Source organism: Saliniradius amylolyticus (genome assembly GCF_003143555.1).
Lineage (GTDB): Bacteria > Pseudomonadota > Gammaproteobacteria > Enterobacterales > Alteromonadaceae > Saliniradius > Saliniradius amylolyticus.
Genome location: NZ_CP029347.1, coordinates 2,507,528 through 2,523,650, shown reverse-complemented (window position 1 = coordinate 2,523,650; position 16,123 = coordinate 2,507,528). Strand labels below are relative to the sequence as shown.

The 16,123-nt window shown below is 51.1% G+C and carries 10 protein-coding genes; 7 read left to right on the top strand and 3 right to left on the bottom strand.

The features are described 5' to 3' along the window. The first annotated feature begins 192 nt into the window (after positions 1–192). The 5 genes from HMF8227_RS11860 to HMF8227_RS11840 all read left to right on the top strand — a co-directional run bounded on the left by HMF8227_RS11860 (position 193) and on the right by HMF8227_RS11840 (position 11,222). Positions 193–3,132, top strand: a complete 2,940-nt coding sequence (locus HMF8227_RS11860) for a TonB-dependent receptor (protein ID WP_109340376.1) — start codon at positions 193–195, stop codon at positions 3,130–3,132. 253 nt (positions 3,133–3,385) lie between these two features. Next, positions 3,386–6,298, top strand: a complete 2,913-nt coding sequence (locus HMF8227_RS11855; protein ID WP_109340375.1) for a TonB-dependent receptor domain-containing protein — start codon at positions 3,386–3,388, stop codon at positions 6,296–6,298. A gap of 82 nt (positions 6,299–6,380) precedes the next feature. Next, positions 6,381–7,889, top strand: a complete 1,509-nt coding sequence (locus HMF8227_RS11850) for a tryptophan halogenase family protein (protein WP_239421299.1) — start codon at positions 6,381–6,383, stop codon at positions 7,887–7,889. Continuing rightward, positions 7,890–10,421: a penicillin binding protein PBP4B gene (pbp4b, locus tag HMF8227_RS11845; RefSeq protein WP_239421298.1), complete on the top strand. Its 2,532-nt coding sequence runs from the start codon at positions 7,890–7,892 to the stop codon at positions 10,419–10,421. A 24-nt stretch (positions 10,422–10,445) separates the two neighbouring features. After that, on the top strand, positions 10,446–11,222 hold the full coding sequence (locus HMF8227_RS11840; protein ID WP_109340373.1) for a MurR/RpiR family transcriptional regulator: 777 nt from the start codon (positions 10,446–10,448) through the stop codon (positions 11,220–11,222). Here the strand turns inward: HMF8227_RS11840 and alr are convergent, their stop codons facing one another. After that, complete coding sequence (gene alr / locus HMF8227_RS11835) at positions 11,223–12,293, bottom strand: alanine racemase (protein WP_109340372.1); 1,071 nt, start codon at positions 12,291–12,293, stop codon at positions 11,223–11,225. A gap of 103 nt (positions 12,294–12,396) precedes the next feature. Here alr and HMF8227_RS11830 point away from each other — a divergent pair, with 103 nt between their 5' ends. Beyond that, positions 12,397–13,143, top strand: a complete 747-nt coding sequence (locus tag HMF8227_RS11830; protein ID WP_109340371.1) for a L,D-transpeptidase family protein — start codon at positions 12,397–12,399, stop codon at positions 13,141–13,143. Here HMF8227_RS11830 and HMF8227_RS11825 read toward each other — a convergent pair. Continuing rightward, positions 13,140–14,081, bottom strand: coding sequence for a glutaminase (locus HMF8227_RS11825; RefSeq protein ID WP_109340370.1), 942 nt, complete (start codon positions 14,079–14,081; stop codon positions 13,140–13,142). The genes HMF8227_RS11830 and HMF8227_RS11825 overlap by 4 nt on opposite strands. 481 nt (positions 14,082–14,562) lie before the next feature. On the opposite strand from HMF8227_RS11825, the gene HMF8227_RS11820 reads away from it, so the two are divergent. Next, positions 14,563–15,264, top strand: a complete 702-nt coding sequence (locus HMF8227_RS11820; protein WP_204101059.1) for a type 2 periplasmic-binding domain-containing protein — start codon at positions 14,563–14,565, stop codon at positions 15,262–15,264. Here HMF8227_RS11820 and HMF8227_RS11815 read toward each other — a convergent pair. Then, the gene (locus HMF8227_RS11815) at positions 15,245–16,000 is read right to left on the bottom strand and encodes a substrate-binding periplasmic protein (protein WP_109340368.1); all 756 of its coding nucleotides are present in this window, start codon (positions 15,998–16,000) and stop codon (positions 15,245–15,247) included. The genes HMF8227_RS11820 and HMF8227_RS11815 overlap by 20 nt on opposite strands. Positions 16,001–16,123: the final 123 nt, after the last annotated feature.

The following is a 16,123-nucleotide window of genomic DNA, read 5'->3' as shown; positions in this document are numbered from 1 at the left end:
GGAATATTATTTCATAATCAAAAAATAATCATAATAAATTATTTACACTCTGGTAATAATTGCTTATCTTTTGAGCCCTAAAACAAAAATATCACGCTGGCGCGCATAACAAACTCAACCAACGCGCACTGCTGCTGCCAACTTTAGTACGCAGCAAACAGCCTGCACTTCAACAAGTAGAGGAAAACGATAATGAAATCGAACGCATTTCGACGCTCTCTGATCAGCCTGGCATTGACCGGTGCTTTGGGGCTATCAGCAGGAACCGCCATGGCCGCGAATAATGATGGCTCACTGACTGGTACGGTGTCTGAAGGTGGTGCCACTATTACGCTCATTAATGAAAAGAATGGCATGACTCGTACTATTACCGCTGATGCGGATGGTAACTTCCGCTTTCCGCGATTACCGATTGGTACTTATGACGTTAAGGCTTCAAAAGAAGGGTATAACACCGCCAAAGCCGATGACGTTAAGGTCTCCATCGGTAAGCAGAGCGATGTCACTTTAACTCTGGAGCAAGGAAACGTCGAGGTCATTAGTGTTACAGGCGGTCGTTACCAGATGATCGATACAGCCTCTTCAGAGACAGGCATCAACATTGATGCACTGGATTTAGAGCGTATTCCTGTGGGACGCAGTGTGGCGTCCGTGGCAAACCTGTCTACGTCGGTACAGACTGGTGGGTTCGGTGGTATCTCTTTCGGTGGTGCATCGGTGTCTCACAACGCTGTATTCATTAACGGCCTGAACGTGACGGATGTTGAACGCGGTATTGGTTTTAACTCAGTACCTTTCTCTTTCTATGAAGAGTTTCAGGTTAAGACCGGTGGTTATTCAGTTGAGTTTGGGCGCACGACGGGTGGTGTTATCAACGCGGTCACTAAGTCCGGTGGTAATGACTTTGAATTTGGTGCTGATGTTTATTACACCCCAGATGCACTGAGAGCCGAGCAAAAAAATATTTATTGGAGCAACGGTGACGTTCGCTTCAACCGCAGTGAAGATGAGTCAGACTCATACACCTTGTCACTGTCTGCAAGTGGTCCGATTATTGAAGATACCTTATTCTTCTATGCCATGTACGAGCCGAGAAATGTCGACTCAACCGATATCGGAGGTCAGCAAAACGAGGATCGTGATGAGAGTGAAGATGATTCTGGCTTCTGGGGCGCGAAGCTAGATTGGCAAATCAGTGATGACCATCTAATGGAATTGCTTGCTTTTTCCGATGAGCAGGAAACACTGACGGATGTCTATCGTGATGGCGAGTTCCAAAGTACGGATTTCTTCTCAACGGGTGGCACCAACTACTCACTAACGTATACCGCCTATTTGACTGACAACTTTACGGCCAAGGCCTTAGTGGGTCAGAGTGAATTCGAATACAGCTACGGAGGCTCCACAGACCCGTTCTGTAATCGCGTATTTGACACCCGTAATGACCTGAATGAGCACATTGGCTGCTCTGAAAATAGTTTGTTTGATGAGCGGGTCAGTACTCGTGACGCTTTCCGCCTGGACTTTGAATGGTTTGTGGGCGATCACCTGATTCGCTTCGGTATGGATAATGAAGACCGTGAGACAGATTTCTCTCGCCGTGTGCCAGGTCCGGATTATCAGCGCTATACCCTGCATGATGTCACGCCTGGAACGGTGTTCGATGGCGTTTTGATTCCAGACGGGGTTACTCAGGAAGCGACGGTGTATAAACGCCGCAATAAGACCATCGCTCGACAAGATACCAAAGCGGCGTATATCGAAGATGTTTGGAGCATCAACGATGATATGACTCTGACCGCTGGCCTGCGTTGGGATGCATTTAAGATGTATCAGGGCGACGGTTCTACCTTCTTTGAAATTGATGACATGATCGCACCGCGGGTTGGTTTTTCATGGGACGTGAACGGTGATGGTCAGTCTAAGTTCTTCGCCCATGCGGGACGCTATTACCAACCTATGTCTCTGGCCGTTGCTGCTCGCGCGGCCGGCAACTCCGAGTTCCGCATTTCAAACTATGTACTGGAAGGTTTGGAAACGGAAGAAGTGAACGGCTTGACCAACGTTATTCCTATCCTGGGCGAGGAGCTGGACTATGTTGATTTCAGTTCCTCTGCAGGGCTGGGGCCTGGTGATGTAGACCAGGATGTTGAAGCCACATTCCAGAACGAGTTTATTCTTGGCTACGAGATGATGCTGTCTGAGAAATGGTCGGCCGGCGTTCGGGCTATCCACCGCGACTATCGTAACGCATTCGAGGACATGTATGTCGATGTGATGCCTGGAGACCACCCTGCTTTGCCCTCTGAGTGCGGCAATATCTGGGGCTGGTTCTTTGGTAATCCGGGGCGTGACCTGCAGCTTCAGTTAGATTGTGGTAATGGTCCACAAGATGTCACCATCCCGCTGGGTGAAGCGACTGACTCCTGGAATAGCCTTTCCGGTGAGGTTATTGGCGGTGACCAACCGCGTCGGCTTTATAATGCTGTCGAGTTAGAGCTTGACCGGGCCTGGGATGATAAGTGGACCGCCAACTTTGCTTACACCTGGTCTAATAGCTACGGTAACTTCTCAGGTGGTGGTTTAGCACGCACTGGTAACGATATTCCCGGTTTCACCGAGATTGCCGACGATGTCTCTATTTTGAATACTAACTGGGGCAAGCTACCGAATCACTTACCGCATAACTTTAAAGTACGTGGTGCTTATCAGATCGATGATAACTGGCGTGTTGGTGCGGTATTCACCGCCGAGGCAGGTAAGCCTATCAATGCGGTTAGCTCATCGAACCCTTACACAGGAGCCAATGCCAACGCACAAACCCACTATCAATGTGTGAGTAATTGTAGTGACCTGGATAACGCTGAGTGGATCCACATTCCAAACGGCTTCTACGGTGATTTAGGTTGGTTCACTCGCCTTGATGTGAATGTTTCTTATGAGACAGAGGTCAATGGTGCGGATGTCCGACTGGGGCTGGATATCTTCAATTTACTGGATAGTCAGAGTGTAACCTCCGTTGTGACTGATATCGATGATGGTACTGTTGGTGATGTCGACTCTGAGTTTATGATGCCAAACGGTACTGCTTCACCCCGTTATGTGCGCCTGAGCGCATCGGTAAGGTTCTGATAAGAAAACCCTTTCCCTGGATATTAAAGCCCGCCTGGTGCGGGCTTTTTTGCGTCTTAGGGATGTTGAAATTTTAAACGTAGTTTTATGGTTATTAGTCGCAGAAAACAGAAGGTGGTCTATACTGAAATGGGTTATTCCTATATGTTAAAATATTATGAATAAAGTATTTTAAACTGAATAAATAATGTTATTTTTAGTAGTGGTGCCCAGCACTCAACCGTTATAACAATAACCAGTAGGAACATGTATTATGAAACTGAGCAGATTAACTCTCGCTTTGATGGTATCGGGTATGGCGAGTAGCGCATACGCGCAACAGGCCAATGACGATGCCATTCAAGGCGAAGAACAGAACACGCCCGCAGAGACGGTGGAAAGAGTCGAAGTCACAGGCTCCAGTATTAAGCGAGCTGGCATCGATGGCGCTTTGCCACTGACCATCATCTCAAAAGCTGATATTGACCAGGCCGGTATTACCAACGTCGACCAACTGATGTTGAACCTGAATATCGGTGCCAACTCCAATGATAACCTGGCCAGTAATGCCGGCATCGTGGGTGGTGAAGAGCGCGGTAATAACGGCGCTTCCAGCGCTAACCTGCGGGGGCAGGGCCGAGACTCTACCTTGGTATTGTTAAATGGGCGCCGCGTGGCGACCCACGGTATCCAGGGTCGAGCCGTGGACCTGAACTCTATCCCCTTTAATGCGATAGAACGTGTTGAAGTGCTTCGTGATGGTGCCTCTGCGGTTTATGGTACCGACGCCATCGGCGGGGTTATTAACTTTATCCTGAAGAAGAATTACGAGGGTGCTGAGGTTACCGCCTTTGCCGATCACACCGAAGAAGGCAGCGGTAATATCTACAAGATAAATCTGCTCGGCGGAACCGGTGACCTGTATGACGACGGCTATAACCTGATGGCAAGTGTGTCTTACAACAAGGCCGAAATTCTGCGTGGTACAGACCGCGACTTTACCAATACGTTCCAGGCTGAACGTGGCTTGTCACCGGATACCCGGGGCGCGCCTTTTGCTTCTTTGAATGACCGTTGGAACAACCCTAATGATCCGAATGGTGCTCATTACAATCTGATTGGTGATGGGTTGATTGACCCAGCCACCGGTCTTGAGCAGACCGTTTTGAATGTGTTGGCTTTACCCACGAATGACTATGAGTGTGCCGACGGCGGTGCCGGCATGGGTGATGATGCTCCGGCTCTTTGGAACCGTGAAAATGAGCAATTCAGTTGTTCCTGGGATTACCCTCGTGCGTCGGTTTTACAGCAACCCGTAGAGACCTTAAACCTGGTCAGCCGCGGTACCATGTTGTTCGACAGTGGCGATGAAATTTTCGCCGAGGTGGTCGGTTCCCATGTCACTACAAATAAAGTGTTCGAACCTAACCAGATTACGCCTTGGGCTATTCGAGGCACAGACGATGCGACCGGCCAGGATTTTGACGGTTGGTATCCCAGCACCGGGGCATCTTATGATTATGTCGCCGATCAGTTAGCGGCGTACTTTGGTGAAGACCAAATTAACCGTGGTGCTCCGATCTCTTATCGTTGGCGTTGTGTGGAGTGTGGTCCTCGTGAAATTGAAACCACCACCAAGGCCTATCGTTTATTGCTCGGCGCAGAGGGCACGCTATTTAATGACGAGTGGGACTACAAAACCGGCATTTCTTATGCCTCCAGTGAGGCGGAGTCTGAGTTAGGTTCCGGTTATCACTTTACAGCGATGCTGGCTGATGCCATCGGCAGCGGTGCCGTGAGTCCTTTCCTGTTACCCGGTGAGTCACAAACCCAGGCTGGCCTGGATGCTATCGATGCAGCTTCAGCGGAAGGTGTGGTTCTGTTTGGTGGTAAAACTACCATGCTACAAATCGATGGTTTGATCAGTGGCAGTAGCGGCTGGGAGCTGGACGGTGGCGAAGTGATGGTGGCTGCCGGCTTCGACTTCCGCCGCGAAGGTTATGAATTTAACGGTGACCGCCGTGCCGCTAACAGCCGCATGGAAATCTATGGCGCACCTTTCGATGATTCTAATGCGTTGGATGACGTCGAGCGTGACATCAAAGCCTTATTTGTCGAGGCCCTGGTTCCGATCACGTACGACTTCGAGGTGAACCTGGCGGTTCGTTATGACCGTTACGACGGCTTCGGTGGTACCACTAACCCGAAAATCTCAGCCAAATACAATGTGACTGACGACTTTATGGTTCGTGGTGCCTTCAGTACCGGTTTCCGGGTTCCTTCCTTTAACCAGTTATTTAACGGCGTTCGCGAAGAGCCCTACACAGGTCTGGACTTTGCTGACCCGGCTAACTGCCCGGGTGGGGAAGTGAACCCGAATGATCCGAATTGTGATGAGCCACTGCAGCCTACGATGATCTTCGGTGGTAAGGAAGATCTGGGACCGGAGGAGTCCGAGCAGAGCAACGTTGGCTTTGTATTTACCCCGACGGATAGTGCAACCTTCTCGGCGGACTATTGGGAAATCAAGAAAGAGGGTACGATCCAAACTCTGTCCTTCGATGAGTTGATCGATAACTTCGAATTGTTCCCCGACCGCTTCATTCGTGATGGACAAGGGAATCTGGTTTCCATCGATCGTCGTTGGTTGAACGCCGGTGAGCGCGAAACATCAGGGGTGGAAGTAAACGCCTTGTTCAACGGTGACCTGTATGGTGGCAACTGGAATATTAACTTCAACGGCAGCTACTTAATTGAGGATCGCAAGCGTATCATCCCCAGTGAGCCCTTTGGCGATAACCTGGTCGGTACTCATAGTCGCGGTAATATTCCTCTGCGCTGGAAGCACACCTTAGCCTTTACTTATACCAAAGGTGATTGGACCCATACATTGCTACAAGCATTCCGGGATAGCTATCTGGATGAAGTGCCTCCGGGCATTGAGTCTGGAACGACACGTCCTGAAGGTTGGGATCCGGTGGTCTCTAGCCACACGACCTATAACTACAGTGTGAGTTATGTGGGAATCGATCAGCTGGAACTGCAATTCGGTATCAAGAACCTGCTGGATCGTGATCCACCGTTTACCGCGCACCAGAACGACTTCTCGCCAGGTGCGGCGTTTGACCCACGGGTTGCCGATCCGAGAGGACGGGCTTATACCTTGATGGCAAGGTACACCTTCTAAGTAAGGCATAGTAAGGTTAAGCGGCGGTCATTTGACCGCCGTTTTTGTAATATAGGTCGACATGTCTAATCAGGAGAACAGTTTGTACTCAGGGGATCGACGCATTCGGAATATTGTGATTGTAGGGGGAGGCAGTGCGGGCTGGATGACGGCGGCGGCGCTGGCAAAAGTCATGGGCCATCACACCAGTATTACACTGATCGAGTCAGCTGACATTGGCACGGTCTCGGTGGGCGAAGCCACTATTCCCAATATACGAGCCTTTAACCAGTTACTGGAGCTGAATGAAGATGAGCTTCTGGCGAAAACTCAAGGTACCTTCAAGTTAGGCATTGAATTTGTCGACTGGTATGAAAAAGATCATGCCTATATGCACCCCTTTGGGCCTTATGGACAAAACTTAAGCGGCGTTCCCTTTCATCATTATTGGTTAGGGTCTTCTGAGCATGCCGGCGCGCCGATCACCGACTGGTGCCTGGAAGCGACCGCTGCATATCAGGGGAAATTTGAGCGTTATACCCGTCAAAGAGGGCGGCCGGTTCCAACGAATTATGCGTTTCATTTTAATGCGGTGGCTTATGCTGCCTATCTAGCCGATTATGCCGTGGATCGTGGGGTAAAGCGTATCATCGATCATGTCGATGAAGTGCGCACAAGCAAAGACTCGGGCTTTATTCAGTCGTTAATGCTGAGCAGCGGACAGGAAATTGCCGGGGATCTGTTTATCGATTGCAGTGGCTTTAAAGGTTTGCTGATCGAACAAACACTGCATACCGGTTTTGAAGACTGGCACCACTGGTTGCTCTGTGACTCGGCCATTGCTCAGCCCTGCGCCATTGGCGACCACTATCCGCCTTATACGCGCTCCCTGGCGCAAGAAGCTGGCTGGCAGTGGCAAATTCCCCTTCAAAACCGCTGGGGTAACGGGCATGTGTATGCCAGTGCATTTTTAGAACAGGATAAGGCGCTCAATGTTCTGCACGCTAATATGCCAGATACCCCTACTGGTGACCCGAACTACCTGCACTGGCGAACGGGCAGACGGCGGCAGGCCTGGAACAAGAACTGTATTGCCATTGGGCTATCGGCAGGGTTTCTGGAACCGTTGGAGTCTACGGGCCTGCATTTGGTGCAGTCGGCAATTTCGCGGCTACTCAGCCTTTTCCCCGACCGCCACTTTGACGACACACTGCGTAATAAGTTTAACCAGTACAGCCGCGAGGAGCTGGAGCGTATCCGGGACTTTATCATTCTGCACTATAAAGCGACGCGTCGGACCGACACCGATTTTTGGGCCTACTGTGCCAATATGGATATCCCCGACTCTCTGAGCGAGAAGATTGAACTCTATCGCCACAGCGGGCGAATCTTCCGGGAAAATCTGGAGTTATTCAGTGAGATAAGCTGGTTCTCGGTGCTCAATGGTCAGGGAATTAAGCCGAACGCGATTCACCCGTTGACTGAAGGGATGCAAGTTGCCGAACGGGATAGCCTGCTGAGCCAGTTAAAAACACAGACTCAACAACAGGCACAGGCGATGTCTTGCCATCAGGCTTACATAAAACAGCATTGCTCTATGGAGTCGCAGTAAATGAGGTTAGCGTTGTATGCCAGTCGGTGTGGCTGGTTATTGATTGCATTATTTTTCCTATCGGGCTGCGCAAATTCGCCCCAGTCATACAGCTCTAAGACCAAAGGCTTTGCCAAAGCCCGGTCCCCCGAAGTCGATGTGGTGCGGATGCAAGCCCGCGCTTACAGTGAACGGGTGAAGTTTCTGGTCATGCACTTCACCGCTATTGATTATCAGAAGTCGGTGAACGCTCTAGTGGATGGGCCTTACGTGAGCTCCCATTATCTGGTGCCGGAGTCTAACGACCCCAGTTACCCTTACGACAAGCTAAAGGTCTTTCAGTTGGTGGATGAAACCAAACGGGCCTGGCATGCCGGACGCAGTCACTGGCAAGGGCGGGACAATATCAACGATCAGGCGATAGGGATTGAGATTGTTAATGTGCCGCAATGCCAGCATCGTCAGGATATTCCACTGCAACTGGAAGATCCGAATGTAAGCCGTGAACATGGCGAAGACCGGCTTTGCCTGTTTCCTGATTATGATCCCAGGCAGGTGGAATTGCTCATCGAGCTTGCCAGAGATATTCTGGCGCGGAATCCGGATATTGGCCCCACTCAGGTCGTCGGGCACTCGGATATTACCCCCAGTCGTAAAAACGATCCAGGCCCTCGTTTTCCCTGGTACCAACTCTATAAGGCGGGTATCGGGGCCTGGTACGACGAACCGACCGTGCATCGTTACTGGCAGCAGTTTATACAGTCAATGCCATCTGTCGGCCTGCTTCAGAAAGCGATGCGCGCCTATGGCTATGGAGTCACCGAAACGGGCTTCCTGGATGGGCAGACCCGAGACACACTGTCGGCCTTCCAAATGCACTTCTTACCTCATCATGTCACCGGTGAGCCCGATGCCAAAACGGCCGCCACCTTATTTGCCTTAGTGGAAAAGTACTTTCCTGAGCAGGTCGAAGCCCTGATGACAGGCTATCAGACTGAGCTGCTGCTACAGGCTGAATCCTCGCAGCAGGACACATTCTCTATGGCTCAAGTTGATGCCGAGTTTCCAGAGTCGGATCCGGATACGCCGCAATGGGTGAAAAACCGTCGACGCTTTAAGACTTATCAGGGGCAGGGGGTTTTGACGCTTCAGCCGAGCCAGGAATTGACAGCAGAATTATTCGTCAACGGTGAGAAACTCAATATCGCCTCACCACTAATGCCGGGAGAAACCTATCGGTATTCACTCGGGCGCCGTACTCAGGATGGACTCAATACCTTCAGAGTTGGCACCATTGAGCCAGCACAAGCCCGTCTCAGAGCGCAAATTGATTATCCTACCCTGCATCAGTCAGTAGCTTCGGGCTATGACTTTGGACCGGTGGATGCGCTGATCAACGATGAAATTAATCAGGGATTTCCCGGTGCGGTTCTGGTGGTAGTCAAAGACGGTAAGATCGTTAAACATCAGGCCTATGGTGTGCAGCGCCGTTATGCGGACGGAGGCAGTCTGTTAACACAGCCGCAGCCCATGCATAAAAATACCCTGTTTGATCTGGCCTCCAATACCAAGATGTTTGCCACCAATTATGCGCTGATGAAGCTGGTGAGCGACGGTCGGCTCGACATCGATGCGCCGATATCCGCCTATCTGGCCGAGTATCGTAGTGAGGGCCGGGAGCAGCGTCGGGTCCGGGACTTACTCACTCACACCGCAGGCTATGCGCCAGAAGTGCGTTTCTTCAGCCCTGAAAATCATCTGGGTCAGCCTTATTATTCACAAACGCCCGGTAAGACTAAGGCGTTACTGTCGCAATACGTGCCCTTTGAAGTGGCCTATGGCACGCCGCTATACAGCGATACCGACTATATGCTACTGGGTATGCTGGTGGAGCGGATTACCGGTATGCCGCTGGACCGATTTGTCGAAACTCAGCTTTATCAACCTCTGGGACTGGTCAATACCAAGTTTAATCCGCTCGATAAAGGTCACAGCATGAGCGAGTTTGCTGCCACCGAAATCCACGGCAATAGCCGCAATGGCTGGGTGCAGTTTCCCAATATGCGTGAATACGTGCTGCAGGGAGAAGTGCACGACGAAAAAGCGTTTTATTCAATGGCAGGCGTATCCGGTCATGCTGGTTTGTTTTCCAACGCCGGGGAGATGGCGGTACTGACTCAGGTGCTTCTGAACCGGGGCGGCTATGGTGAAACCCGACTGTTTAGCCCTACGGTGATGGATCAGTTTCTGAAAGCCTCGGATGAAGATATTACCCTTGGACTGGGCTGGCGTCGGGCGGGTAATGGTGAGCGACGTCGCCACTTTGGCCCTTACGCCAGTCCACAGGCAATCGGCCATACCGGCTGGACGGGCACGGTGACGGTGATCGATCCGGCCTATGATCTCAGTATTATTCTGCTGACTAATCGCAAACATACGCCCGTGGAGGAAGACGAGCAGGGTCAACTTGGCTTTACAGGCGACAGTTATGAATTAGGGCGATACGGTAGTATCGTATCGCTCGTGTATGAGGCCGTGCTTGCCCACCAGTAAGCGCCGTATAACAGAGAGCAGGACGTGAATTGTTTACATAAAATACAGGCCATGCGTGAGCATATGTCTTCCAGCGAGCGACGCCTGGCAGACTTTATCCTGGAGAATACGCATCTCCTAAGGGACTACTCGTCGCAGCAGCTGGCTGGTGCGGTTGGCGTAAGCCAGTCGAGTGTGGTGAAGTTCAGTCAGAAGCTGGGCTTTCGCGGATATCCTCACCTTAAGCTGGCGGTGAATGAAGCGGTCGCCCTGGGTCAGAATAATGAATCAGCGGATACTTCTGCTGATGCCCAGTCGCTCAGCTATGTGGACACCATCCGGTCTGAGGCTAATAAACACCTTGATTATCTGGCGGAGATAGAGGTCTCCGATGGGTTTGCTCAGGCGTTACGCTTATTAAAACAGGCTCGCTGGGTACAGATTCTCGGTGAGGGCGATGGTCAGTACCCAGCCGTGCGCCTCGCTCAGGGGCTCTGCTATCAAGGGCTTAGGGCTAACTTGTGTGGTGACCACCGGCTCGATCTTATGCTGGCGGATCAATTTGAGCCTCAGGACTTGTTGATCGTCGTCAGCCCCATGGAATGCAGTGATCACTGTCAGCAGATGATCGCCACGGTGCGTCAGCACCAGGGGAAAGTATTGGGACTTTGCCGGTTTGGTGACACTCAACTCACCTCTGTGTGTGATGTGTCTTTACCCTTGTTGGTCGATATGCAATCCGCACCGTGGGAGCATGGTATCTGTGCTTTATCACTAAGTTATCTGGTGGATATTCTGCTTCTGGCCCTCAAGGAGGGCTAATCAATCAATGTAAACCCTGGGCACACGTTGGCTGACCCGGGTAAGCAGCTCATAATTGATAGTGCCGTTATGCCTGGCGACTTCGGTCACCGGTACATGAGGCCCCCACAGCTCGACCTTGTCTCCTTCTTTGGTTTCGGGAATATGGCTGACGTCAATGGTGACCATATCCATGGAGACGGTGCCAGCCAATGGGGCATACTGATTATGCAGCCACACCCTGCATTGGCTTTGGCTATGTCGCGGGTAACCATCGGCATAGCCTATGGCCAGAGTCGCAATGCGAGCCGGTTCCTTGGCCTGCCAGCGACTGCCGTACCCCACGCTGTCGCCACTGGGAATGTTGCGGATAGCGATGATTTCGCTTTCAAGAGTCATGGCGGCCTGCAACTGGTCGGCATGCTCCTGAGGGCCGGAAAACGGCGAACAGCCATACAGCATTAGCCCAGGGCGGTTCCAGTCGCTGTGCGCGGCTGGGTGACCCAATAATGCCGGGGAGTTGGCAAGGCTGGTGGAACAGCCGAGAGAGCGGCTCGCCCGCCTGAAGAGGTTGAGCTGTTGCGTGGTCATGGGATTATCCAGCTCGTCGGCACGGGCAAAATGGGTGCAAATCACTGGCGAAGTGGCGGTAAGTCCCCTTACCTGCTCAACGACATCGGCGAGCTCAGGCGGAGCAAAGCCTAATCGGTGCATACCCGTATCCAGCTTCACCCAACAGCGGGGTTTAGAGTCGGCATTTGTCAGCGCTGCCAGTTGTCTTTTGGTGTGCAGTATTGGCCAGCAATTATGGCGCGCCGCCCAGCTCATGCCCTCGGGACTGTCGACGCCTTCCAGAATTACCACTGGCTTGACAATACCTTGCTGACGCAAGGTTAAGGCCTCATCAAGAATGGCCACGGCAAAGGCGGGCACCATAGGCTCTAGTAGCTGGGCCACCTCGCTCAGACCATGGCCGTAAGCATTGGCTTTGATCACGGCCAAGTTGGCCGAGTCAGGCGCTAACTGGCAAGCGAGACGGTAATTATGGATGATGGAAGAGTGATGAATCTTAGCTACGGTGGCGCGTTTCATGGGTAAAATGGGTCTCGGCTTTACTGTCACTATAAAGCGACTCAATTCCTGCCGCAAAGACTTTATCACTCTGATATTATAAGAAAAAAACAGGAGAACATTGATGTTGAAATATGCAGCGGCAATAGGGTTGTTACTGGGCAGTGTAGCTGCGATGGCGGATGCATCGAATTGGCAACTGCCTGACGTACACCAGCAACTGGTGGTAGTGACCACTTCTGGCTGGGATGATAGCCAGGGGCACATGCACACACTAAACCGAACCCCGGATGGCTGGCAAAAGCAGGGGGTGAGCAGCCCAGTGACCATCGGCAAAAATGGCATGGCCTGGGGGCTGGGTCTTCATCCGGAACAACAGGGAAAACATAAGCAGGAAGGCGACGGTCGTGCTCCGGCCGGAATATTCTCGCTGACCGAAGCCTTCGGGTATGAGGCGCTGGATGATATTGCTATGCCATACGAGCAGATGAGCCAAGGGCATTACTGCATGGATGTGGCAGGCTCGCCCTACTACAACCAGATTGTGGATGCCAAAGAAGTTGGCGAGGAAGCGGTCAAAGGCTCATCGGAAGGCATGCGCCGAGATTTGCACTATGGCGATGACCTTTATAAGCACGGGGTGTTTGTGGCCCATAACCCGGATAACATCTCAGGCGCGGGCAGCTGTATCTTCCTTCACCACTGGCGAGCACCCGGTAAGCCGACGGCTGGATGCACCGCCATGCCGGGTGACGTTATGTCCCAATTGCTCAATTGGCTTAAGCCAGAAGCCGAGCCGGTAATGGTACTGTTGCCTGAAACCGTCTATGAACAAAAGCTCAACGAATGGGGCTTGCCGACGTTGAATTAAACGCCGAATACCGACAACCCCATCTCTTCGGCCAGTCGCGTTATCATGGTCATGCCGCGGTGAGAGTTGCCAAAATGGTTGAGTCTCGGGCTCCAGGCTACCACCGCGCCCAGGCCGGGGATAATGGCGGCAATGGCCCCGCCAACGCCGCTTTTGGCAGGTAGCCCCACGCTAAAGGCAAACTCGCCGGATTGGTCGTACATGCCACTGGTGGATAGAATCGCGTTGACCCGATGAGCATCGCGTCTTGAACAAATCGACTCATCGGTGAAAGGATCGACCCCACGGTTTGCCAAAAAACAGAGACTGCGGGCCAGTTGTTTACAAGTGATGGGGATAGAACACTGATAAAAATAGTGCTCCAGAACTTGATCAACATCGGCCTCCATATTGCCAAAACTATGCATCAGATAGGCCATAGCGGCATTACGGGAGCCATGGGTCAGTTCACTTTCATACACTTCTTCATCCACATAAAGCCGATCGGTTCCCGCGAGTTGGCGCAAAAAACCAATGAAGGCCAGTTTACTGGTGGAATACTGACTGACCAACATATCCGCAATGACGATGGCCCCAGCGTTGATGAAAGGATTGCGCGGGATACCATATTCCCATTCTAATTGTACGATGGAGTTAAATGGCTGGCCGGACGGCTCCATATTAACCCGCTGCCATACCGTGTTGCCGCTGCGGCGCATGGCCATCACCAGGCCGAAGATTTTTGAAATACTTTGAATGGAGAAAGGGGTGTCGGCATCGCCTGCCTGGAAAAACTGTCCCTGATTGGTCACCATTGCAATGGCCGTACACTCTGGGTCTACGTTTGCCAGCGCGGGAATGTAACTGGCGACCTTTCCCTGATTGTTTTGTCTGGCCTCTGAGAGAATGGATTGCAACAGCTGATCAGTATCTTGTGGCCGGATGGGGGTACCTTCCATCTACACCTCTGTTTTGTCTGATAAGTATTAGGCTGTGACTCAGTCTAGCCCATGGTGCACTATGAACCTACCTTGCGATACCTGACATTTTGAAATCGATTATTCCGAACATTATGAGATTATCAATCATTTTAATTATAGTATGTTGTTTTATCCTAATTTTTAGCCAAGATAAACAGCTGGCTGTCGGTGTAACTGCTTGATATCTATTGGCTGAATTTTGTTCTACTCGTAAGTTGTTGTTATTTAATAGGCTGTTCTCTGTCACTTTTACAATAGATGATGATTTTTAGGTATTTAAGTTAATAACTAATGCGTGCTGGTCAGAGGTCTGGTTTCTGGTGGCGTTGTAGCCCTTGAGAGACGACTATATTATGCGCGCCATTCAGTTGAGTTTAGGTCGCTTATGTTAGGTTGTTTTGCTTGGGGTCGTTATGTTGGTTCCCTGGGCTTGTTCTTTCTTTTCTTATCGGGTGCAGCGTTGGCGGATCACTCTGATAGGGTGTTACGTATTGGAGTTGAAGATCACGCCTTCTATCCGTTGTTTTCATTTACTGGTGACGAGCAAAAAAAGTCGGTACTGGAAACCATCTTAGAATGCTTCGCAGAGCAATATGATGTGACTTTTGAGTACGTACCTTTGCCGATCACCCGTTTCAAGCATTGGTATGAAAAGGATCACATTGATTTTAGGGTGCCTGACAACCCACTCTGGAACTCTGAACAGAGTGAGTCCTTGAAATTTAGCGAGCCCATGATGTATTTGTCGCAGTCAACAGTGGTGCTGGCAGAGAATCAGCACTTAAGACTGCAACAGTTTGAGCGGCTGGGGACACTATATGGTTTTACTCCCAGCCAGCACTGGCAAAGTCGCATCGAATCGGGTGAGCTTGAGTTGGTGACCGACAGCTCCATTAAGCTCCTGATTCGGTTGTTATATAGCGGTGTAGTGCAGGGGTTGGATCTGGATATTGCTGTTGTCAGGCATTATGCCGAAGAACTTGGCTATAACCCTGAGCAGCTCGTATTGGCGGACGGGATCCAGCAAAGCACTATTGGCTACCGAATGTCGACGCTCAAACATCCTGCATTGTTAAAACAACTTAACGAGTTTATTGCAACGCACGAGCACAAGATACAGTCATGGCTGGATGCCAAAGGCATTAACGCAGTGGGGGAATGATACCACTGGGCTTTTCGACAATACCAAAGCGCTTCTTTAAAGCCTTAAGCTCTTGCCGGTGGTTGTGTAAGAATTGATCGAATTGCTCAATTAAGGCGGGATGCTTAGTGGTGGATAGATGGTAAGTACCAATATTTAATGGCAAGTGCACGGCCACTTGTGCATCCCCGGTTCGGCCCTGTTTCCGCAAAATGTGACGGGCGACATTGTACTCCAGATCTGCCGCCTCCACTCGTCCCAATAGTAATACGCCAATCGCCGATTCCGGGTCGGGTACATCAATAAAACGCAGTTCTTCCCTCCCCTGATGGTGCATCCAGGCTTCTGGAGTGAAGCCGTGAATAATTGCCAGTGAACGAACTTGACTGAGTGTTTTGTGCCGGTTCGAAGGCTGGACCCAGGTTGTGCCCAGGTTACCCACCACTGGCTGACTGAAGAAGCGTTTATGTGCGACGTCCTGGTACTGCACCCATTCCGGGTGGTCGGGGTACACTAGGTCTATATCGCCCTCGCTCTCGTAATACAGGCGTTTTACGGGAAGAGGCACAAACTCAAACTGGTGACCGCTGTATTGCGCAAAGCGTTTAAAAACGGCCTGAGCAAAACCGGGCTTGCCCTGTTGGGTGAAGTTAAAGTGAGGGTAAAAATTGATCGACTCGGTACCAACGACATAACGATCAGCGGCAGCAGTATTGGCTCCAAACCACAGAACAACCACCCACAACCATCGGATCATATTGACCTCACAACCAAGACTTCCTGCTCAGTCTAGCCCTAATAGTACAATGAATAAACACTCTGAAGCCTAAGACGTGCCGAAGAGGTACTCGGGAATTCGGAACAAACTCTTATAAAAAGA